The 20,877-nt window shown below is 52.0% G+C and carries 21 protein-coding genes and 1 tRNA gene; 9 read left to right on the top strand and 13 right to left on the bottom strand.

Annotated features, from left to right (window positions below; all coding sequences use genetic code 11):
- Positions 1-139: 139 nt before the first annotated feature.
- Positions 140-2,218, top strand: coding sequence for an ATP-binding protein (locus tag WAW39_RS24075; RefSeq protein WP_422321707.1), 2,079 nt, complete (start codon positions 140-142; stop codon positions 2,216-2,218).
- A 1-nt stretch (position 2,219) separates the two neighbouring features.
- On the opposite strand, the gene WAW39_RS24070 is transcribed toward WAW39_RS24075, so the two are convergent.
- Both WAW39_RS24070 and WAW39_RS24065 read right to left on the bottom strand, forming a co-directional pair.
- The gene (locus tag WAW39_RS24070; RefSeq protein ID WP_422321706.1) at positions 2,220-3,554 is read right to left on the bottom strand and encodes a response regulator; all 1,335 of its coding nucleotides are present in this window, start codon (positions 3,552-3,554) and stop codon (positions 2,220-2,222) included.
- 36 nt (positions 3,555-3,590) lie between these two features.
- Positions 3,591-3,667: transfer RNA gene (locus tag WAW39_RS24065), tRNA-Pro, on the bottom strand.
- A 90-nt stretch (positions 3,668-3,757) separates the two neighbouring features.
- Between WAW39_RS24065 and WAW39_RS24060 the strand changes: the two genes are divergently transcribed.
- The 3 genes from WAW39_RS24060 to WAW39_RS24050 all read left to right on the top strand — a co-directional run bounded on the left by WAW39_RS24060 (position 3,758) and on the right by WAW39_RS24050 (position 8,131).
- Positions 3,758-4,831, top strand: coding sequence for a tyrosine-type recombinase/integrase (locus WAW39_RS24060; RefSeq protein WP_422321705.1), 1,074 nt, complete (start codon positions 3,758-3,760; stop codon positions 4,829-4,831).
- An 868-nt stretch (positions 4,832-5,699) separates the two neighbouring features.
- The gene (locus WAW39_RS24055; RefSeq protein ID WP_422321704.1) at positions 5,700-6,176 is read left to right on the top strand and encodes a toll/interleukin-1 receptor domain-containing protein; all 477 of its coding nucleotides are present in this window, start codon (positions 5,700-5,702) and stop codon (positions 6,174-6,176) included.
- A 104-nt stretch (positions 6,177-6,280) separates the two neighbouring features.
- On the top strand, positions 6,281-8,131 hold the full coding sequence (locus WAW39_RS24050; RefSeq protein WP_422321703.1) for an ATP-binding protein: 1,851 nt from the start codon (positions 6,281-6,283) through the stop codon (positions 8,129-8,131).
- 218 nt (positions 8,132-8,349) lie between these two features.
- On the opposite strand, the gene WAW39_RS24045 is transcribed toward WAW39_RS24050, so the two are convergent.
- Positions 8,350-9,015, bottom strand: a complete 666-nt coding sequence (locus tag WAW39_RS24045; protein ID WP_422321702.1) for a hypothetical protein — start codon at positions 9,013-9,015, stop codon at positions 8,350-8,352.
- 463 nt (positions 9,016-9,478) lie between these two features.
- Between WAW39_RS24045 and WAW39_RS24040 the strand changes: the two genes are divergently transcribed.
- The 5 genes from WAW39_RS24040 (at position 9,479) to WAW39_RS24020 (ending at position 12,313) form a co-directional block, all read left to right on the top strand.
- Positions 9,479-9,754, top strand: coding sequence for a hypothetical protein (locus WAW39_RS24040; protein WP_422321701.1), 276 nt, complete (start codon positions 9,479-9,481; stop codon positions 9,752-9,754).
- On the top strand, positions 9,741-10,214 hold the full coding sequence (locus WAW39_RS24035) for a hypothetical protein (RefSeq protein WP_422321700.1): 474 nt from the start codon (positions 9,741-9,743) through the stop codon (positions 10,212-10,214). Before WAW39_RS24040 ends, WAW39_RS24035 begins: the two co-directional genes overlap by 14 nt.
- 444 nt (positions 10,215-10,658) lie before the next feature.
- Complete coding sequence (locus tag WAW39_RS24030; RefSeq protein WP_422321699.1) at positions 10,659-10,880, top strand: hypothetical protein; 222 nt, start codon at positions 10,659-10,661, stop codon at positions 10,878-10,880.
- Positions 10,881-10,928: 48 nt separating this feature from the next.
- Positions 10,929-11,741: an IS5 family transposase gene (locus tag WAW39_RS24025; protein WP_422321698.1), complete on the top strand. Its 813-nt coding sequence runs from the start codon at positions 10,929-10,931 to the stop codon at positions 11,739-11,741.
- An 89-nt stretch (positions 11,742-11,830) separates the two neighbouring features.
- Positions 11,831-12,313, top strand: coding sequence for a hypothetical protein (locus tag WAW39_RS24020; protein WP_422321697.1), 483 nt, complete (start codon positions 11,831-11,833; stop codon positions 12,311-12,313).
- 272 nt (positions 12,314-12,585) lie between these two features.
- Here WAW39_RS24020 and WAW39_RS24015 read toward each other — a convergent pair whose 3' ends face one another.
- The 10 genes from WAW39_RS24015 to WAW39_RS23970 form a co-directional block, all read right to left on the bottom strand.
- Entirely contained in the window at positions 12,586-13,134 is a 549-nt protein-coding gene (locus WAW39_RS24015; protein WP_422321696.1) for a PIN domain-containing protein, read from the bottom strand.
- A gap of 3 nt (positions 13,135-13,137) precedes the next feature.
- Positions 13,138-14,190, bottom strand: coding sequence for a hypothetical protein (locus WAW39_RS24010; RefSeq protein ID WP_422321695.1), 1,053 nt, complete (start codon positions 14,188-14,190; stop codon positions 13,138-13,140).
- Positions 14,191-14,250: 60 nt separating this feature from the next.
- Complete coding sequence (locus WAW39_RS24005; RefSeq protein WP_422321694.1) at positions 14,251-15,684, bottom strand: N-6 DNA methylase; 1,434 nt, start codon at positions 15,682-15,684, stop codon at positions 14,251-14,253.
- A 343-nt stretch (positions 15,685-16,027) separates the two neighbouring features.
- Positions 16,028-16,804, bottom strand: a complete 777-nt coding sequence (locus tag WAW39_RS24000; protein ID WP_422321693.1) for a DUF932 domain-containing protein — start codon at positions 16,802-16,804, stop codon at positions 16,028-16,030.
- Positions 16,805-16,833: 29 nt separating this feature from the next.
- Positions 16,834-17,028, bottom strand: a complete 195-nt coding sequence (locus tag WAW39_RS23995) for a hypothetical protein (RefSeq protein WP_422321692.1) — start codon at positions 17,026-17,028, stop codon at positions 16,834-16,836.
- Between the two features lie 270 nt (positions 17,029-17,298).
- Positions 17,299-18,738: a DNA polymerase III subunit beta gene (locus WAW39_RS23990; protein WP_422321691.1), complete on the bottom strand. Its 1,440-nt coding sequence runs from the start codon at positions 18,736-18,738 to the stop codon at positions 17,299-17,301.
- A gap of 85 nt (positions 18,739-18,823) precedes the next feature.
- The gene (locus WAW39_RS23985; protein ID WP_422321690.1) at positions 18,824-19,336 is read right to left on the bottom strand and encodes a hypothetical protein; all 513 of its coding nucleotides are present in this window, start codon (positions 19,334-19,336) and stop codon (positions 18,824-18,826) included.
- Positions 19,311-19,568, bottom strand: coding sequence for a hypothetical protein (locus tag WAW39_RS23980; protein ID WP_422321689.1), 258 nt, complete (start codon positions 19,566-19,568; stop codon positions 19,311-19,313). Before WAW39_RS23980 ends, WAW39_RS23985 begins: the two co-directional genes overlap by 26 nt.
- A 62-nt stretch (positions 19,569-19,630) precedes the next feature.
- Positions 19,631-20,443 carry a RecB family exonuclease gene (locus WAW39_RS23975; RefSeq protein WP_422321688.1) on the bottom strand — a complete coding sequence of 271 codons (813 nt, stop codon included), beginning with the start codon at positions 20,441-20,443 and terminating at the stop codon, positions 19,631-19,633.
- Positions 20,440-20,877, bottom strand: a 438-nt coding sequence (locus WAW39_RS23970; RefSeq protein ID WP_422321687.1) for a hypothetical protein, incomplete at its 5' end; no start/stop codon positions are given. The genes WAW39_RS23970 and WAW39_RS23975, both read right to left, overlap by 4 nt.

Below are 20,877 nucleotides of genomic sequence, written 5' to 3'. Positions count from 1 at the left end.
CCATTTTGAAGCATTCACAGCCCCGGCGGGTCATACTTTGCGATTCTGGAGCCACCTTTTGAGTTTGTTTGTGGCAAATTGTGTCTATTCATCCCACCGCGTCCGCTCCCCAACCGCGCAGAGGACATTCCCAACCCCCATGTCAGAGATCCAAGTGCATGCCGCTGGCGACTCCGTGCCGGAGTTGAAGCAGCGTATTCGCGAACTGGCAGGCATGCTGCATGCCTGCCGTCTGCGCCTGCCCGATGCACCCGCAGAGGCCGTGCGCGAAATGGCGGAAAGCGAGGAGCGCTTTGCTCTGGCGGTGCGTGGCACCAATGACGGCATCTGGGACTGGGACATCCGCACCGGCAAAGTGTTTTTCTCCCCACCGTGGAAAAGCATGATCGGTTACGAAGACGAAGAGCTCGAAAACGTCTTCGCCACCTTCGAAACTCATCTGCATCCCGAAGATCACGACCGCGTGATGGCCACCCTGAATGATTACCTGGCAGGCCGCATTCCGCGTTACTCCGTGGAGTTCCGCTTCCGCCACAAGGACGGCAGCTGGCGCTGGATCCTCGCCCGTGGTCGCGCCTTGCGTGATGAAAATGGCACCCCCTACCGCATGGCCGGGTCACACACGGATGTAACCGAGCGCAAGCATGACGAGGAAGAGCTGCGTCAGGCGCGTCGGGCCGCCGAGTCCGCCAACAGCGCCAAAAGCGCCTTCCTGGCAAACATGAGCCATGAAATCCGCACCCCGATGAACGGCGTCATTGGCATGAGCGAACTGCTGCTCGGCACGGATCTCAACGAAACCCAGCGCGAATACCTGGAAATGCTCAAGCTTTCCGCCGACTCCCTGCTGGAACTGCTCAACGACATCCTCGACTTCTCCAAAATCGAGGCCGGTAGAATGGAGCTCGACGCCCACGAGTTTGATCTGAACGAGGTCGTCACCGAGATCTCCCAGGCCATGGGCATTCGCGCGTTTCAAAAGCGCCTGGTGTTCCTCCATCACATCAGCCCGGATGTCCCCCTGCGTCTGATTGGCGATGACGGCCGCCTCCGGCAGATCCTGGTCAATCTGATCGGCAATGCCATCAAGTTCACCCACAAGGGCGGCGTCACCATCGAGGTCAGCTTGGAATCTCAGACTGCCGACATGGTCACGCTGCATTTCAAGATCAACGACACCGGCATCGGCATCGCCGCAGACATGCGGGAGAGCATCTTTGAGGCCTTCACCCAGGCGGAGCAGTCCACCTCACGGCGCTACGGCGGCACCGGCCTCGGCCTCGCCATCTGCCATGATCTCGTCGCTCTCATGCATGGCCGCATCTGGGTGGAGAGCCAGCCCGGCACCGGCAGCACCTTCCACTTCACCGCCGCCTTTGGCCGCACCAGCGGCATTTCGATCAAGCCCAAATCGCCACGCTTCAAACCTGTGGTCACCGCTCATGCTTCCATGAAGGTGCTCATCGCCGAGGATGGCCACGTCAGCCAGCTCGTCGGGGCACGCATGCTGGAAAAACGCGGCCACGTCGTCACCCTCGCCTCCAACGGCAGGGAGGCCATCGACCGCTGTGAAAAGGAAGCCTTCGACGCCATTTTGATGGATGTTCACATGCCCGGCATCAATGGCTACGAAGCCACCGCCAAAATCCGTCAGGCCGAAAAGGCCACTGGCAGGCATGTCCCCATCATCGCCATGACGGCCAATGCCATGAAAGGCGACCGCGAGCGCTGCCTTGCCGCAGGCATGGATGATTACATCGCCAAACCCCTGCGCTCAGCTGAGTTGTTCCAGATCGTGGAGCAGTTCGCTCCACGGTCGGCCACACCCCAGCCAGCCCCGGCATCTCCTGCACCCGCACCCCGCCCGCAGATCGAGACACCTTCCTTCGACCTTGCCGAGTTTCGTGAATCCACCGGCGATGAAAAACTCATGCGCAAGCTTGTGTCCATCTTCTCTGAAGATGCGCAAAAATACCTGCGAAAAGCTGAGAAAGCGCTCGCAGCAGGCAAAGCCACGCAAGTCTATGAAGCCGCTCACTCGCTCAAGGGCATGCTTGGCGTTTATGCCGCCAAAAAGGCGCTCAAACTTTCCACCGAACTCTGCGACTACGCCCACGCCGGAGATTTGAAGGGCGCCCAGCTCATGCTGGATCAGTTGAAAAAGGAATGCGTCCTGCTCGGCGATGCCCTGCTCGCCGCTTTCGAGCCCGGCATTTAAATCAGCGGTACTCTGTCATGCCGTCGTAGCCATGAACCAGATGGATCGGATGGCCGACTTCCTTCAAAATCTGGCGCGTCAGATTCAGCTTGGCCTGCAGCGCAGTGTCATCGTGATCCGGATCGTGATGCACCACGATCCACTTTTTAGCGCCCACCAGTTTGGTCAGTGCACAGGCCGTGGCCAGATTGGAATGCCCCCAGCCGATGCGTTTCGGATAGTCCGCCGGCAGGTACTGCGCCTCATGCACCAGCAGATCCACACCATCAAGGAAGGCCAGCATCGGCTCATAAGGCACCACCAGATTTGAATCGCGCGTCAGCAGGACGGGGGAACCCGTGTAGCCTTGGAGAAATTCATTATCGGGCACAAACGCCACGCTCCAGCCATCATGCGTCACCTTGAATCCCACCGTCGCCCCGGGATGCTGCGTGAATTCACGTGTCACCGTCACGTCACCGATTTTCACCGGAGCATCATCGAGAAACACGAAGTTGATTTTAGCCCGCAGATCCTCGCGCTGAATCGGGAAATAATCACGGTCCATCTGGCCGCAGAGGAGTGACTCGATGTTTTTGCCAAAACCGCGCTCGCCGTAAACGGTGATTTCAAAGCCCGGCACGTAGATCGGCGTGAAAAAGGGGAAACCTTGGATGTGATCCCAGTGCGTGTGCGTGATGAACAGGTGGATGTGGCACGGCCCGCCAGCCAGGAACGACTGCCCCGCATCCCGCAGTCCGGAGCCCGCATCAAACAGGATGCGCTCCTTCCCGGTGTTGTATTCAAAGCACGTGGTGTTGCCCCCATGCTGCGCATAGCGCGCTCCGCACACAGGGATCGAACCCCGCGTGCCCCAGAGTTTCACATGCGGCCGCTTGGTGTCCAGCACCGGGGCATACTGCTCCGCAGACACAGGCAGGTGGTCACGGTGCGTGATCCCCTTCGTCGTCGCGGCTTCATGAAAGTACTGCCTCAGCTTCTCCAGCAGCAGGTCGGGATCGAACGGCTTGATGAGCACATCCACCGGCCCGGTCTGCTGGATGTGTTTGAGTTCGGTCGAGTAATCCTTCGCCGTGCACACAATCACCGGCATGTGCTGCGTGGATTGCTGTGCTCGCAAATGCCGCAGCACCTCCAGCCCGTTCATTTTTGGCATGATCAGGTCCAGCACCAGCAGGTCCGGCTTGAATGCCTCCATCTGCTCCAGGCACTCCTCCCCGTCCTCGGCCACGCGCACCTCATAGCCATGCGTTTCAAGTGCATGCGACAGCCGCATGGAAAGCGCACGCACATCTTCCGCGAGCAGGATTTTTTTGGGTGGGGTTGGAGTCGCCATATCTTGCCTCTATCTCTCAAATACGCGCAGGAGTATTGGTCGGGCTGGCGGGATTCGAACCCACGACCTCTTCGTCCCGAACGAAGCGCTCTACCAGGCTGAGCCACAGCCCGAATCACTGATCCACAATGATTTAGAACGGATTCGGCAAGTTCTAAATATTCGCTTGGATACTGGTTTTGTATACTCCAAGTTTGCAGACCATGAGCACGCGTGCAAAGCAGCCCGGAAAGTTTGAAAAGGTTGGAGAATGTCTCTACCGATACTCAACGAACAATGTTTATTATGCGGTTGTCAGGCATGAAGGCAAGCTGATTCGAAGGTCGCTGGAGACCGACGATGCCAAGCTCGCAAAGGGGAAACTGTCTGACTTCAGAAACAGCCTAAGCCAGGTCGATTCCAGCCTCGGCAAGATGACAATCGAGGAGTTGCTGAAGAAGTTTCAGGCGACGCTGAAAACCCTGGATGCCAACACGATCCAAAAACTGGGTTTTGTGGCCACCCATTTTCGCAAGGACTGGGCTCCTGGGTTAACTCAGGCGGTGAGGAAGGTGAAACCTTCCGAAGTGGATGCCTGGCTCGGCTTGATGCGTGAAAAATACGCTATCAGCTACTACAACGAGCACGTTCAGTTTGTTCGCCGCATGTTCGAGTTGGCGGTTGCGGACAAGGCCATAGCCGAGTCACCGGCCAGAGCATCCAAGACTGTCAAAAGGGAAACCCCGATCCGACAGACTCCGACCTGGGAGCAGTTCAAAGCACTTGTTGCCGATGTTCGCTCCCAGAAATTCAACGCTGATGCAGACGATTCCGCCGATTTTGTGGATTTCCTTGGCCGCTCAGGGCTAGGAAACTCCGAAGCGGCAAACATCCAACGCAAGCACGTTGATCTGGAGAAAGGCAAAATCACGGTGCTGAGAAATAAGACAAACCAAGGCTATCAAATCCCAATTTTCCCACAACTTCGTCCACTGGTCGAAAAACTGATGAAGCAGGCAGAGGACAAGCCGGATGCTCATCTGTTAAAGGTGGATAATGTGAAAAAGGCTCTCACCAATTCGTGCGCTCGTCTGAACCTTCCACATTTTAGCCATCGCTCCATGCGCCGATGCTTCGTCACACGCTGCATTGAATTGGGCCTGGATTTTAAAACAGTGGCAGCCCTACAAGGTCACAGAGATGGCGGCATCTTGATTGCCAAAACATATTCACATCTCCGCACTGAGCATTTGGACAGTATGGCTGAACGACTTGTGGATGCTACCCTCAAAGCATAGGCATCAGCATCTTGCACCTCGACAGGATACCCCTTTGCCCTTCATCCTCCTGCAATCATTCATGACTCGTTTGGATCGGAATTGATCTCAGCGGCGAATTTCGTTAAAAAAATTTATGGCTCGTCAGGCCTGGATTCATCCCAGCGCCGAATTGCGGTGAAAATATTATTGGCTTCGTTGCCCCCGAATTCAAATGACTCGCAGCAAGGAAAAGCGGTCATTGATGTCATTTTCTGATTTTAACAGAGGCCGCGATCCATGTACAGCCGAATCGCTCAAAGCCATGATGCGCAGCTTCTAGGCTTGCCAGGAATGGGCTAAACCATGGTTGAGGGCTCTGGGCGAAATCGAACCGGAAGCGCGTAGAATGACGAAATGAGAGCAAACACGCCACTACAGGGGGATCATCAGGACCATCACGAGGAACAATGGCGTGGAGTTGCTGAGATTGTCGATGCAAAACCAGCGCTGTGATCTGATAAACCATAAACTTCCTAAACAACGTGGGTCATTTAAGTACAATGAAGGACACTTGTATGACAGAATAGATTTAGCACACATTTGCCGTGAAGATGTCCCTCATTGCATAGCGGATTTACCGATAACTCTTGCATACGTCTTTGGTGTGTTTAGCATAAGTTATATGTCTAGATGCACTGCACCGGTATATGGTCATCGATCCCAAGCAGCCGCAGAGGACTGCCCCGCGTGCCGTGGCGGTCGTTACAGGAGCTCGTGGTCGCCCCCGTCGTATTCGCCGCCATCCTACTCGTCGCTGTCCCACTCAAGGCCAAGCGCCGGTGGTGGAGGCAAAATTAAGGCTCGCTGGTCGCGACCTGGCTCCACCGTTCTCTACACCCCAGCGCAGGTGGTTTCGCTTGAACCGGTCCGCAAGGCTGTCGAAAGTCGAGTTTCCGTACCAGATCTGCGGGACGTCTTTCTCTGCCATGCTTGGGACGACCGAAAAACAGCGGCCAAAGACTTTCATGACCTTCTAGAGGCTGCCAAGGTCTCAACTTGGTTCAGCGAGAAGGACATCCCCTATGGCACACCATTCATGCGCGAAATCGACAAGGGACTCGCGAAATCGAAGATGGGAATCGTGCTGGTGACACCAAAATTTCTGGAGCGCATCCAAGCAGAAGGCATTGCTGATAAAGAGCTGTCCGTGCTTCTGGCGCGTGACCAGCTCATTCCGGTCATGCACGGAGCTACTTATAGTGACCTGCGCAATGTAAGCCCGCTACTTGGTTCTCGAAATGGATTCGACACGGCGGAAGAGCCGATGATGGAAATCGCGACCAAGGTTAGTGAACTAGTCGCACTCCGCCCGGCTGGTTTGTGATGGCTGCTGCCCGCCTTTGCGGTTCATTGATTTTGGTTAGCTGGCTACTCACCCACTTCTTTGATTTGTAAACGAACAACGCTTGGAAGAATTAAAAAACTATAGTGAAACTAGTCGAACTCAAACTCAAAACTTTCCGCAGCTATCGTGATGAACGAACAATTGTATTCGATGATCTCACGGTGCTCATCGGCAAAAACGATGCGGGTAAATCGTCTATTCTAGATGCGCTCAACATCTTCTTCAATGATGCCAATATTGAAAAAGAAGACGCCACTGTAGACGGTGATCCATCCAATGTATGCATTACCTGTGTGTTTAGTGATCTACCGGATGAGATCATTCTGGACGAACAGTTTCCCACTTCGCTACAGCTTGAATATTTAGTGCGTGCAGATGGAATGTTGGAAATTTGTCGAGTTTTCAATTGCAGCACTGCCAAACCAAAACAGAAGGTGTTTGCTCGTGCCATGCATCCATCTGCTAGTGGCTGCTCGGATCTTTTGGGAATGAAGATTGGGGACCTGAAGGCCAGAGCAACTCAACGAACAGTTGACCTCACAGGGGTGAATCAGACAGTTAAAACCCTTATAAGGCGGGCAATTTGGCTACAAAATGGAGACCCTGACCTTGCGCTTAAAGATGTAGAACTTGAGAGCGAAGCAGGAAAGATTGCTTGGTCTCAGATACAGACACATCTTCCCGTTTTTGCTCTATTTAAATCTGATCGAGCGAGCACTGATCAAGATGAGGAGGCTCAAGACCCAATGAAGGCGGCAATTAAAGAAGCCGTTAAAGCACACGAAACTCAATTGAATGGATTGATTGAACAAGTAAAATTGGAGCTAGAGAATGTGGCGCGGCGCACTGTTGAAAAAATTCAAGAAATGAGCCCACAGCTAGCTAATAGCCTTAGCCCTCAAGTAAAAAATAAAAATTGGGACTCACTTTTTACTGTCACCTTAACAGGAGACAACGGAATCTCAATTAACAAAAGGGGCAGCGGCACCCGCAGATTGGTCCTTCTCAATTTCTTTCGTGCAAAAGCAGAGGAAATATCCGAGTCAAAAGGCTGTGGTACAATATATGCGATTGAGGAGCCAGAAACAAGCCAACACCCAAATCACCAAATGATGTTGCTAGACGCATTCGGTGACTTGACAACGAATGAAAAATGTCAGGTCATTCTGACCACGCATACGCCGACGCTCGCACGAAAAATCGACCGAAATTTTTTGCGTTTCATTTCTAGTGATCAAGGGCATCCAGAAATACAGCATGGTGATAACGACGCCACCCTGGAGGCAATCAAGAACACACTGGGTGTATTGCCAGATCATGATGTCAAAGTCTTTGTAGGCGTTGAGGGAAAATGGGATATTGAGTTTCTTCGCAGAGCCTCCAAAATATTAAGCGATAGTGACCCGAGTGTTCCGGATTTGGCAGCAGAGGAGGCGAAAGGCAGCTTGGTTTTTATTCCCCTCGGTGGAAGTAGCTTGGAACTTTGGTCACTAACTCTTGCGGGTTTACAACGTCCAGAGTTTTATTTTACTGATCGCGATAATGCCCCTCCAGCTCAGCCAAAGTACCAAGCACAACTAGCAATTTGGAATGCTCGCCCCAACTGCAGGGCTGTTTGCACCACTAAACGAGAATTGGAAAATTATATCCATCCCGATGTCATTAAACTCATCGCTCCCCTCTTTCCAAATACAATTCGGGATTTCGATGATGTTCCTTTGATGTTAGCAGAAGCATTGCACACGGGCGATTCTGCTGCTCCAGATTGGAATACAATTGGGTCTAAAAAACAGAAGGAAAAATCCTCCAGGGCTAAAAAGAGGCTCAACACAGAGTGTGTGAGCAGAATGACAAGTGCACATTTCACTCATTCCGATCCCAACAGCGAGATTAAAACCTGGCTAACATCTTTGGTCACTCCTCTCAATCAATGACTTCAGCAACGCAATTGCGTCCACAAAATCAGGTCACCAAAGGCATCGTGTCTGGGTTGCGCTGAATTTAAGCTTGTCAGGCTTTGGCTAAACCACGGTTGAGGAGGTCAACCATGGTTGACGACATGCGCACAAACACGGCGGCACAGGAAATCATCAGCGGTTTAAGGGCGAAGCAGGATAGCTAAATAGACCGGCCCCTTTGATTCACTGGAGCCTTAAATGGAAGAGTCACCATCCTGTGCATCTTCGTTTTCATTCAATGTTCTGAAGAAATTCTGCATATTTCTAATTTGTTCTTCGGCCGGAAATATTTTACTGATGATTTGGTCATAAGCAGCGTCCCTCCAGAATCTGAGCTTTATATCGTTTAACACCAAAACGAGGCCGATCAAAAAATTCCGCCCGCTTGCTAGGTCATCCCGCAGCTTGTTTCTACCACCTTCAGAAAACGGGTAGAAGGCATTGTCAGTTAGAAATAGGAAGGCATGTGCAAACTTATTACGTAATTTGCGGGCCTTGTGCAGATGAGAGATGAATTTGCGCCCGTCACCATGGCTAATATTGATGTCAGTCTCTAGACGACTAATTAACTCATGAAAATTTGCTTCGGAGATCACATGGCGTTGGCTGTGTTGAAACTTCTTGGGATCTTTGGCTGCTGCCAAGACATCCACCGTTTGTCTCAATTCTTGCTCCAAGAAGTGTCCGACGAACATGAAAAATCCATACTCAGCCAACAAGTCCCTCACCGAAGGCTGCAGCATAAAAGAAATGTAAACCAACGCTGCATTCGGCGACGACTTGGTTTCTTGTTTTGGAGTGCTGTTGAACGCCAAGTTGTAGCACACATTCGTTTCGAGATTATGAGGTATCCAGTCCATGGCAGAGAATTAAAATTGGAGACCGTAATTAATTTCTAATAACACAATCGTCTATTATCGGCCAAAGTACGTCATGGTGGCCAATATTAATATCACAACAACAATTAGGAGTTCCATAAGATTGCTTTGACTGGCTGAGATCTTTTGGAACACAGGAATGCAACAAACCAACCTGTCTAGCAAAGATTTCAAATCTGAGCCCATGTCTATTGAAGTCGTGCATCATCATGGAAAAGAGAATGGTGCCTGGGTCCCTCGCTGCTATCATGATCGGAGCCAGACAGCCGCACTTCTTCATGGTGAAGCGAGCGTAGCGAGTGGCTTCGGTGATGAGGGATTTGAGGTCGGAGGGCATGGGTGCGACTTTGGATCAATCCGCAGCGTGAATCCAACTCGATACGGTTGCGTTTTGAGCTGACGTTGTAGCATGAGGCAAATCGTTCACAAAAGCTTGTCAGCGTCCATGAAATTCAACCCCAACACCCAGCAATTGTTTACGGATGGTGGCGTGCTAATCAAACGTCTGCAATGTCCGTTCCGATTGGATTGGCGGAAATTGAGATCGACAGATGATCCTGCAGCTCGCTCCTGTGAAATCTGCCAGCATGTTGTCACTGATACGGCGCACCGCTCTGAGGAATACCTGTTGACCCTCATGCAGGAAAATCCACACGCCTGCCTGAAAGTGGACCTGTCTCAGCCCAATCTCACCCTGACGTTCCGCCATGAAAGCAAATGACCACAAAACGCCTGAAAAACTTCGGGTGATCAAGACTGCACGAACCGAAGATGCCATCAATAAAGCGGCCAAGGATGGTTTTCGTCCACTGCTGAGGGTTGTGAAAGCATCTGCCAAGATTCGTAGCAAATTCTGTGTGTGGCAGAATCGGTTCACTGGGAAGATTCGTGTCATTGGCGACTTTCGTGGAAGCCTTCTTGATACGGAGTGGGAGATGGTCATCGACTGGACCCGCTATTACCCGCACTCCTTTCCTGAACCGTTTGCGGCCTACCTCATTCCACCAGACATCCAGATCGGTGAACACGTTTTTGTGGAGGATTTGATTGAGGATTTTATCGGCATGAGCTGGAACCAAGGGGACAATTACCGGCTGGAGTCTTGTGCAGCTATTTGGGACGGCAACGACCTGAAGATTCAGTATGAAAAGTCCAAGAGCCGGCAATTCGTGGTTGGCTGAGAGAAGGACCGTGCGAGCGCTTCAGGGACGCGGTTTCAGGCCCACTCATCCATGTGAAATCTGTCATGGCTTGCTCAAAGCCATGGTGAAGCGTTTAGGCTCGCCGGGTATGGGTTAAAGCAATCTGGTCATTCTCAGATCAGGAGCGCGCAGATTCACGAAAATCGCACGGTCATTTCCCACTCGAAGCATGAGCAGATTTGTATTGCTGCTCGATTAAATGCCTATTGCCGTGCTTCATGAGACTGCTAAAAATAAGCTGTGCCGTTTTCCTTAAATCTATTCAAGTCTATGCCGGTTCGGAAGTGTTACCGAAAAATCCACACCGCGCTCACCAACAAGTATCATCAACTTGTTGTGAACGGCATACTCCTTGCTTTAGCGTCCTATATTTCACTCCAAAAGATCACTGGATTCAGCGCCGACCCGTATCTCTCGTGGCTCATGACCCCCGCAGCCAAAGGCGGGTTCAAAATCATCTGCATTGGTTTTGTCATTTATGGAAGCGCCATGAAAATCATCTTCCACTTTTTAGATGCATTTCAGCCTCTTGATAAAATCAAGCAAGAGCCCGAGCGGATCAACGCATGCCTCCTCAATATCAACAAAGAAATAAAACGTCATCTCTCTGAGATGGAAGCGGACCCCCTTAGAGCCTGTTATTAACTTTAAAAAGTGCTGTACACCGGTGAGGGTCCAAGCAATAAGCTTGGGATGGAACCTTCGAGCAACAAGCCAAGAGCCGACTACACCAGTGACGTCAGCGATGCCGAGTGGGACTTTTGCCGTCCCTACCTGGTGCTGATGAAGGAAGATGCGCCCCAGAGGGACTATCCGCTGCGCGAGCTTTTCAACGCGCTACGCTACATCGTGCGCTGCGGCTGCCAATGGCGCATGATGCCCCATGATCTGCCGCCCTGGCAGGTGGTTTATCAGCAGGCGCAGCGCTGGATGAAGGCGTGCTGCTTTGAGGCCATGGCCCATGATCTGCGCGAACTCTCACGTCTGGCCAAAGGACGCAAGGCCCAGCCCACGGCGGCGATCATGGACGGACGCACACTGCAGTCCTCGCCTGAAAGCGGAGCCCGGGCCGGCTATGATGGTTACAAGCGCCGCAAAGGCAGCAAGGTGCACATCGCGGTGGACACTCTGGGGCATCTGCTGGCGGTTAAAGTGACGGCTGCCAACGAGCAGGAGCGCGCGCAGGTCGGTGAACTTGCAGAGCACATCCAGCAAGCCACCGGAGAGAATGTGCAACTGGCCTATGTGGACCAAGGTTACACCGGTGAGGAGCCTGCACGCCAGGCACAACAGCACGGCATCAAGCTGGAGGTGGTCAAGCTCTCGGAGGCCAAGAAGGGTTTTGTGCTGCTGCCAAAGCGCTGGGTGGTGGAGCGCAGCTTTGGCTGGGCGGCGCGCTTCAAACGCCTCTCAAGGGATTACGAGCGTCTGGCCTCGACTTTGACTGGCATGCACTGGCTGGCATTTGCAACCCTCCTGCTCTCTTCTCTATTCGGCAAAAGTTAATAACAGGCTCTAAAGCCATACTCACATTCACTAAATCTCATAATTTTGACGTCAATGTGGCTCATATTGTCGACAGTCTTGCGAATCATATGAAGCAGGCTTTTGCAAACATCAAACCGAAGAACCGGGATATCTTCATCAGCGTCTACGAAATGAAAAACGTCGAAAGCGATCCATCTGCATCGGGCACTTTACATTATTTAGCGCATTGGGATCCCCAACGAGACACTGTTTTCAGCACGGCGATTGACATGGGGCAAACAAAATATCGAGGATATGAATGTGTTAAAGCGATAACGCAAAAACAAAGCACTGTGTCCCTCTTGGATTGCACGAAATACAAAAAGAGCAGAAACCGTGGCGATATTAAGCACTACGTGGGGATGCAACTTCAACATCAAGAAGCCACGCTGGGATTCTTAAATATCGAATTCCACTCCAAGCAATTCTTCTCAGACGAAGCACAAATGCTCGATTTTGTTGAGAAGGAAATCCTTGCCTTTAAGTATCTCATCGAGTACCAATTTCTCAAGAAAAGATTTTTCAGTGTGGTCAGTCAACAATTTAACTAAGAACACACATGAGCACCCAAGAATCTAGAGCAATCAGCGAATTGCGTCGCAGAAATCGTTCTCTCTTTGCGAGGGTCGAAGAACTCAAGGCCTCGCTCGTTCAGCAAATTAAGGTCGACTCTGGCAAGGCCAGCCACGTGTGCGGTGCCCTGCATTTGAGACTTAACTCTGACGGAAAAGCTGAGGGCACGAGGCGGGGCTAGCGATGAAAGGCAGAGAAAGAGAGATCCCCCCGGGCGGACTTTAACAAGCATCACCTCGCGTAACAGCCTTTAAAAGCTCGCTTCCAACCAATTTTCAACACGCAGCTGAATGGGAAAATGGCCTTTCTGAAAAACCGCATCGGCGGCTTGCTTCACGCGCATCATACCGTCATTTCGATCATCGGTGACAAGCACCAAATTTTGCGCCATCGCGATACTGGCGATTAGCAAATCAGGCTCGTCGATGCCCAACATGCTTCCTGTGACTTTATCGAGCAGATCCTCGGGATGATGTTCTTTATGGCTGCCGGGCCGAGCTTTTGGAGTTCCATGAGCAAGCCAGAGCTCGGCACGAACAAATGCATAGGGCTCAACGCAATGCTCGTCGAATGGCATTTGAGTGAAGTCCGCAATGAAATCACGAAGGATTTGCCGCTTGTCTGGCTTCAAGTTAAGAGCCTTTGCCATGCCGAATTCGATTTCTCCAACAGCTGGTGAGGGAAGAAGGACAAAATCTCTAGCGCCTTCGAGTCTGCGCACAGCAGAGTCGTGAGTCGTTCGAGTCGCATCTGCAAGCGCACAAATGATGTTGGTATCGAGCAAATAGACGTCCGTCATGGCTTATCCCACCTCCTCCAAGGCTGCGCTAAGGGTTTGATCCTTCAAATGTGGCACCCGCGGCAAAATTTTCGCAGATGTGCTGGCCTGGAAAGACTGAGAGATCAATACCCGAAGGGGAATATTTGGTGCAAAGTCAGGCGGGTAATAATCACCAAAAGCAAAGGGAACGGGACGAGCCTCACCTTTAAAGAAATCTAAAAGACGACGCTCCAGCCATGGGGGGAGTCCGTAAGCTCGCAACAGAAGTGCATCCATTTCGAGCAGGATACGTTTTGCGCGGGACTCCCAGCTGCCACCACCCCACAATTCTAACCGGCTTGCTGAACCTTCATTCATCACGTCCATGTATGAGTCAACAAGCCCGTTGAGAGCTACCATTTCGCTAGGTGATAGTCGAGGGATTGGACAAGAAAGAAGGGTCTGCTTGCGAATATGCTTCTTCCCTTCTCGCACGGATACGAATGCCGAAGGCACCGGGGAATTGAGCAGCGCTGCTAGAGCTTTGATGCTCCAGACACTCGATGGCCAAAGGCAATGATAGGACTGAGTGCACACCAAACCAGTCGCGTCGGGTGCAGCGGCAAGACTCCAAGGCCCCCGTGATTTCCTGACAGCATTAGCAATTACCTTGGGCTTTGACCAGTCATAATCCCATGCATTCAAGAGTCTATATTCGGGCTTTGCATTTAACCAAGAGGCAGGTGGGGGAGAAAAGGATTCGAATCCTTGTTCCACATTACGCAATCCTCGAACGAAACCCGCTTTAGGCTTTAACGATATATATTTATCTGGATCAAAAGGGGCTTGCCATTGAACCCCACGGTGAACTGTCGCTATTGAATCTAGCTTTGGAAAATGCGCCAAATGATCCCAGATCGACTGAAGCTCAGGAACATGAAACCCCTTCCTCTCGGCATCTTCGAATGCAACCTTAGCGGTATCCTCGCGCGCGAATGCTCCACGGTCATAGAAGCCTGCGAGAGTAGTCTTGGTCACCTGACCAAAATGAACCGTCACCCTCTCGCTCGCGATTCCTGAAGCGAGCAGCAGCACGGTTTCGACATCGGCATGACGAAAGACCCGATCTGGTAGTGTGACAAGATCAAGGCGTCCCTATCGACGCGCAAGCTCACCTCGAACATCACGATAGCTTTGCCCATCAATCATCGAACGAGGAAGGACAAATCCGAGACAGGCGGTCTGCCGCGTGTCGCGCAAAACGCGACGCAAGACTTCGAGAGGCTTGAATGAGCCAACCTCCGCGCCGTATTGAGCACGCTCAGCTTTGTTAAACTCCTCGAACGGAGGATTGCACAGAACTATCCGAGCTTTGGCCAATGCATCGCCGAGCTTACGGGAGGTGAACACGTCTGCTTTTTCAAGATTCCAGCCGTTCGGATTAGGAAAATCTGCCAAAGTGAGGCAAAGTTTGCTCACTTCGCGGGCAAAAGGATCCAGCTCAAAGCCTAAAAGCCTCTCTGCAAAATAGCGATGCCGCTTTTTGGCATCCCAATCGGGATCAAGTAGATCGCGCATTCGTTTGAGGGCCGCAACTAGAAACACTCCATGGCCTGAGCACGGCTCGACCACAACCCGATCATTTTCGGGAATGCTTTCGAAGGGAAGTTTCTCCACTATGTAACGGGCAATTCGATGAGGCGTGCTGTGGATTCCGTTGTCACTTCGCAGTTTGTCATCCACCAGCGTGTTTTCGTAAACGAACGCCAGAGCATCGACAGAGAGGTTCTGAAAGCTCAATCCTGTCCATAGTGCCGATGCCGCCGCCTGCTGGGCCTCTCGATTGGCAAGAAAGTTGTTCGGTTCCTGATAGTAGTCGCAGACTGCACGTAACACTTCTCGTGCATTCTGATTCGCATCAAGTTGACGGAATGCCCCCACCTTGCGATCATGAAAAACCTTTCCCGCTAGCAGCCGGAATACCAAACGGTAAAGCTCCTCTACGTCAGGGGGGGTCCCGGTTGCGCTTTGATAGGCCTTCTGGCCAGCCAAAAGCGCCTTCGCAAGCATACCATCCAACTTGTCACTGATCTCGCTTTCCAAGGCGGAAAGAAGCCCCATGTCTATCCAGTCAATCTCTGCACTGGATACACCGGTACCGATGTTTTTGGAACGGAGCACCTCTGCGGGACTCCATTTTCTCTTGATTGTGGCGAAGAAACGATCCAAGGCATCGGCAGGAATCCTGCCCACAGGAGCGCGTGTCGTCGAAGCATCTCGGCCAATCGTCCATGGCACGATGGCGTCTTCTTGAACTTCGATACCAAAAGGAGCACCCAGAGAACGATAACGCAGTGGCGGGCCTCCTCCGTTTTGAAGAAAGACGGCTAAACATGCCGAGTCATAGTCGGCTGGCTCCCTGGCGAAAGTGGCGGCAGGGACCTTGATTCTTTCGCAGGAACCGCCAAACCAATCGGAAATCTCATAGCCTTTTTGGCAAAGCTTGCCCCCATAGCCGATCGCTTCGACTTTGCTGATCACAGAGTCAAAGAGTCGTTTTTGACGATCACTGCGAAAGGTTTCTGACACGATTGTTGAGGTGGTGCAAAAAGGGGTTAAAAATACCTGCGTAGGGCGGGGGATGATTCAAATCTATTGTCCCACTTCAAATGCACTTCGTAAAGAGATTCGCAAGGCCCATGATCCAGATGAATCTGAGCTGCTGGCACGGCACGCGTCAAACATTTTGGCAACAGCATCCCAAGGTTATCATGGCCCATTCGCGTGAGGTTTGGGTGGCATTGATGTCGGAAGTCGGGGATATGACTGCGGAAGCAGCTACGCTGGAATCATCACGCTGCAACAGCTGACTGCCGATTCCGGCCCCACAGCTAAAGAAAAGGGACTCGAATAAAACGAATCCCTTCCCTTCTCACGCACTCAGGCCCACATGCGTATCCAACAGTCCGTGGAGGGCTTCTGTGCGTTTGGGCAGCTCTGACAGATTTCCATCTTTCAGAGACTCGGTGAACGCATTGAACAGCGACCACACATTTCTTCCTTCAAATGCATCGTGTCTGGGTTCGCGCCATTCACTGAGCACCGGAGGAATCAGACGGTTGGAACACACCCCGACATCAGTAGCGCGAATGATCAGGTCATGCGCTTCAATGTCACTGATGTCCGCTTCTTTGTAGGCGGCGATGCGTTTATCTTGATCATACCATTTGGTGAGCAGGAGTCCGATGGAACGACTGACCAGTTGCGGCAGATCACGAACGATGAAACGGGTGTGTTTGCGTGCGAATTTGATCTCGCCTGAAAACGAGAGATTATCGCAAACGAAGACCGAGGCACCAGCAACAATTCCAGCAGGGAAGGTCTTGTCGTGGCTGTTACGGAGACCCAGAACCCAGCAATAATCGTCGCTGGATTTCTGAGCATGAATCTCCATCAGACCAAAATAGCGTTGACCTTCATGCGACAGAGAGTGCGCTTGAGTGCCGATACGCAGGTTGGTGGTCTTGAGGGTGTTTTGAACCTGGCTGATGAGCTGGTGATGTGGGATGGGGCACCAGCTATTTGTGGAGCGTGGCGTCCTGACTTTACGCACTTCATCCATTTCGACGTTTTGAGCGCCGCAGTGGAGAATGAGGTTGGGTGTTTTACGTGTGGCGATGACCGGGTGAGGGTCGAGGTTTGCAATCATGGTGGTGTTTGGGTTTGGGGTTGAAAGCGTCAGAAAAACAGACGCTCGATTCTTTGGATGACAGGAACAGCGAGTTGTTTGGCTGCTAGATCACCCGAGGATGTCCAGTAGCGATCACCAGCCACATTCCTCCATTCGACTTTGATGGTGCCGAGAGGAGTGATGATCGTGGCTCTCTTTAGCTGCTCATGTTTGTCGAAGACGATGGATGAGATGCGCTTCATAAACGAGGAGAGCCAGACACACCGATGTAGGCATGACTGGCTCTGTAGGGTTGTTCGGACCTGTCGGACGTGTGTTTACCACTGCTCGCCGGCTGTGGATTTGTCTGACTGAACGAATCCTCTCTTTAGATAAGAAAAGAGATATATTTTAGAATTCAGAATATCAAAATACCCGTCCGAGAAGTCCGAGATTAATAAAAATGAAGAAGGAGAACCAGGCACGTGTGAAACGCATCTGGTTCTCCTCCGGGTTTTGTCGTTGGGGATGGTTTAGATCTTCAGCCCTTGGATGGACCTGAGAGTTGATCTGACCGACTGCATTTCACGTGCGCTGGTCTTCTGGTCACGGTTGATAGTTTTCAGTTTCACAGACAGATCGCGCAGCAGGTTGAATCCTTCGTTGAGCTTGTCACGAATGAGCAAGGTCATGTCGATGGCTTCTTCCACTGCGTTTTTCTGTTCGTTCGATGGTGCTGGTCCTTCTGATGTAGGGTTTGTGATCATGGGCTTAGGTGTGGGTGGTGCTGGTGGTGGAATTGACCGTGTTGGTGGCAAATTCACCGGATTGGGTTTTTGGTGTGCTTGTGGCTGGGTGCTGCTTCCATCTGGGCGAAGAGGCATCACGATCATTTGCCGGCCCTTGTTGTGAAAACGAAGAGGCGAGACAAATGAGATGAGGCTGATGGTGTTGAGCCCGTATTGCAGTGCTTTGATGAGGAAACGACGATTCAGGAAGATCGTCATTTCAGGACCAGTGCCTTTGATGTCTGGCACAGGAACGCGCAGCCATGGTTCGTTTGGTTGGTCTTTTCCCAGGAGCAGGAATTGACCGTTATTCCAATCAAGCCCGATGGTGTGGTAGCGTTCTGTATCGTGACAAGGCATGCGCTGGATGAGCTTGATGACCGATTCCAGTTTTGCCGGGTCGATGGTGATGTGTGTCTTGGCAGTATCAGGACTTGGGATGGTTTGCCTCCAGTTGGGATAATTGCCTTCGATCTGTTTGCTGATGAACCTCCACCGACGGCTGCTGATCTGGATGTTTGTGTCGTCTGTCCGGAGTTGCCATTCACCGTCGTTATTGAACTCCTTCCAGCCCAAGAACTTGTGACTCGGGATGATGACAGAATTCTTCAACGGCAGTGTGAACGAGTTTGCGCTGTACAGGTGCTTTCCGTCAGTGCCCACAATGTAGTTGGCCTTGGGATTACTGGTATCGATGTATGCGCCATTGAGGATGTAGCGGGTTTCGTCGGTGCTGGTGCAGTCCATCGCTTCGTGGATGGATTGACGCAGATCAGCAGGTAGTGGAATAGCGTCTGTTTTGATGCGTGGTGTGACCGGAAACTCACCCACAGGAACAGGCGGCACCTTCTGTTCACCAAGACTGTCGGCCAGGGTGAATTTGATAACGGGTCCGTGGGGAGTTTGGTCGATGATGAGGTTTTCGCCACGACCACAGTTTTTGGTTATCTGTGTGAGTTGGTCATACGGAATGAGCACAGCAGTCGGCGGTCCTTCTGCTGGATGCTCAAAACGAACTGTGATAAAGCGGTCGAGGTCGGTGCCTGTAAGGGCAATCCAACCATCGGATGTTCGCTCCACTTTAATGTGATGGAGAACTGGCAAGGTGGCTCTGGGGTTGATCACTTTACCAATTCCTGCCAGCGCGGGTTTAAGCTCCGCAATGGGCAGTGTGATGGGTTGCATGTTTGATGTTCCTTTCTGGATATGAAAAGGGCCGGACAATCCTGTGACAGATCATCCGGCCCTTGGGTTTTGTTGTTGGGGAGTGTCAGTAGCCGTAGGGATCACGTCTTTGTTGGCTGGAACGCAGGCGCATGATCATGGCAGACTTCACGATGTAGATCAGTCCACTGATCAGCCCCACCACAAGCAAAGCCGACATTGGAAAAAGCACCATGTTGGACGTTGTTTGTGCGAGAAGGGTTGTCCAGGTGTTGAACTGGCCAAGCGCAAATGTCACCAGAGGCACCACGAGCAATGCAGGAATACCAAGCAGGACGGCAGCTTTGATGTTGAATCGCAGCCATTCGCGCAGATGACCCTTGGGTGAGAGCCAGAATTCAGCTTTGCGCACGGTGTAGCGCAGCACCTCGGCGGGACGTTCAGCAAAGGATAGCTCCTGCAGCTGGGGATCGACCTTGGGAGGTGTCAGTGTCTTGGGCTGCCAGTGTTTTCCGAAGAACACACGGCAGTTGGAGACCCAGTTTTTGGGACGTTGAGGAGACTGATCCAGTGAAGAATCTTCCTCCCATTCGTCAGGCGGTGGGTTGTGTGGCATCATGACGTGTTTTGGCTCCTATGGCGGTTCCGACGATGAAGAACAGCACACACGCGATGCCGAGGAAGCATGCGATCTGGCTGAGTTCATGGGTCTTTCCCTGTTGGATTTTGAGCTGATGTTCGAGATTCCCCAGCTTGATATTGAGATCCGAACCCCCAAACCAAGAGGCCTGGGCAGGGGTGCAGCTCACAAGAATGATGCTGAGCAGAAGCAGTTGAATGAGTTTTTTCATGGGTTGTTGTGGTGGTGAAGAAAAGCCGGTGCCCATGATGAGAACCGGCTTTCCTTTGGGGTTTAATGTTTTCGGCATTCATTGAAGAACTCGCAGCTTGAGCAGTGCATCCCAGGTGAAGGAACGAATTGCTCATGCTGGAGTCCTGTGAGGTATGCCTCCATTTGTCGATACAGCCGGGTTTCCTGCTGCTGGCTCATGGAAGGAAGTCGTGTGATGACGACCTTGGGGTTTTTGAGTTTGACCAGATGATGAAGCTGGATGCCTTCCTCTTTGTTGCCAGTGTTGTGCCGGTAGAGGATTGCATAGCTGGTGGTCTGGATTTCGTGAGAGTGAGCGACCTTTTCCGGGTTGGGGGTGGTGGCGGAGGTTTTGTAATCAATGACCTGGCGTTGCTGCACCAGATCGAGAACACCGATCAACCGGGGTAAACCATGGTTGACCAGATCGACTTCCACAGGGACTTCCACGGCTTCAGGTTTAACCATTGCCGGGACATGGGATTCGCGGAGGTAGGTATCCACGAGCCGCCATCCTGTGGTTTTGTCGTCATTCTCCTCACCGGGTTCCCACACCACCTTTCCTTCGTTTTCATCCGTCCACGCTTTCTGGTATGACTCGTAAGCCTCCTTGAGCGTTAGCGGTTTGAGCAGCCACCTCGCTTTGTTCCATTCCTTCAAGACGGAGTGAACCGAATTTCCGAGATGGAGAGCTGGTGTTTTTGGCTTTTTGAGCCTGAGCACGTAGCGGAAGAAGAACTTCAGCCGGCATTGCAGAAACAGTGAAAGCCGTGAGGCTGATACCTGTTCCTGCAAACCGGTGATGATGTCCTTCTCGCTGGGCTCTTTGGGTGGAGCTTCAGCGAGTGTGTTCATGCTGCTTGGTGGTTGGTGGGTTGATGTTGCTGCCAGCGTGTTTGACGAGGCGCGGGTTTACCGACCTTCACCAGCAGATCTTCGATGAGCTGTGAGGCTTGCATCTTGTTGAGCTGCTTGACGCCGATACCGAACAGCATCTGGGACATATCCTCCGCTACCTGTTTGGTGATGCTGGGGTTTTCGTTGACGATCCGAAGGATAAAACCCTTCTGGCCGTCTGTGCAGTTCCAGGCATCACCGACAGCTTTGGGCTGGTGGTTCTGACCGTTGCTGTGCTGACGACCATTACCAATGATCTGGTAGGTGCGTCCATTTTGCTGATGACCGTTTCCGTTGTTGTTGGGGCGGTCATTGGCTTGAGGAACAAAGCCGGGGTGTTGGATTTCCTGATCGACGCTTTGCTGCAGAAGGGCGTAAAGCTTCTGCACTTC

This window comes from Prosthecobacter sp., from assembly GCF_049294395.1.
Taxonomy (GTDB): domain Bacteria; phylum Verrucomicrobiota; class Verrucomicrobiia; order Verrucomicrobiales; family Verrucomicrobiaceae; genus Prosthecobacter.
Note: the sequence above shows the minus strand (reverse complement) of the source record. Positions and strands in the feature narration are given on the sequence as shown.

Excerpts from the sequence above, each read along its gene's own strand:
- WAW39_RS23980 (WP_422321689.1), bottom strand. The coding sequence starts at position 19,568 with ATGAAAAAACTCATTCAACTGCTTCTGCTCAGCATCATTCTTGTGAGC.
- WAW39_RS24015 (WP_422321696.1), bottom strand. The coding sequence starts at position 13,134 with ATGACGGACGTCTATTTGCTCGATACCAACATCATTTGTGCGCTTGCA.
- WAW39_RS24030 (WP_422321699.1), top strand. The coding sequence starts at position 10,659 with ATGACCCCCGCAGCCAAAGGCGGGTTCAAAATCATCTGCATTGGTTTT.
- WAW39_RS24025 (WP_422321698.1), top strand. The coding sequence starts at position 10,929 with ATGGAACCTTCGAGCAACAAGCCAAGAGCCGACTACACCAGTGACGTC.
- WAW39_RS24000 (WP_422321693.1), bottom strand. The coding sequence starts at position 16,804 with ATGATTGCAAACCTCGACCCTCACCCGGTCATCGCCACACGTAAAACA.
- WAW39_RS24035 (WP_422321700.1), top strand. The coding sequence starts at position 9,741 with ATGAAAGCAAATGACCACAAAACGCCTGAAAAACTTCGGGTGATCAAG.
- WAW39_RS24020 (WP_422321697.1), top strand. The coding sequence starts at position 11,831 with ATGAAGCAGGCTTTTGCAAACATCAAACCGAAGAACCGGGATATCTTC.
- WAW39_RS24070 (WP_422321706.1), bottom strand. The coding sequence starts at position 3,554 with ATGGCGACTCCAACCCCACCCAAAAAAATCCTGCTCGCGGAAGATGTG.
- WAW39_RS24040 (WP_422321701.1), top strand. The coding sequence starts at position 9,479 with ATGAAATTCAACCCCAACACCCAGCAATTGTTTACGGATGGTGGCGTG.
- WAW39_RS24045 (WP_422321702.1), bottom strand. The coding sequence starts at position 9,015 with ATGGACTGGATACCTCATAATCTCGAAACGAATGTGTGCTACAACTTG.
- WAW39_RS23990 (WP_422321691.1), bottom strand. The coding sequence starts at position 18,738 with ATGCAACCCATCACACTGCCCATTGCGGAGCTTAAACCCGCGCTGGCA.
- WAW39_RS24060 (WP_422321705.1), top strand. The coding sequence starts at position 3,758 with ATGAGCACGCGTGCAAAGCAGCCCGGAAAGTTTGAAAAGGTTGGAGAA.
- WAW39_RS23975 (WP_422321688.1), bottom strand. The coding sequence starts at position 20,443 with ATGAACACACTCGCTGAAGCTCCACCCAAAGAGCCCAGCGAGAAGGAC.
- WAW39_RS23995 (WP_422321692.1), bottom strand. The coding sequence starts at position 17,028 with ATGAAGCGCATCTCATCCATCGTCTTCGACAAACATGAGCAGCTAAAG.
- WAW39_RS24075 (WP_422321707.1), top strand. The coding sequence starts at position 140 with ATGTCAGAGATCCAAGTGCATGCCGCTGGCGACTCCGTGCCGGAGTTG.
- WAW39_RS23985 (WP_422321690.1), bottom strand. The coding sequence starts at position 19,336 with ATGATGCCACACAACCCACCGCCTGACGAATGGGAGGAAGATTCTTCA.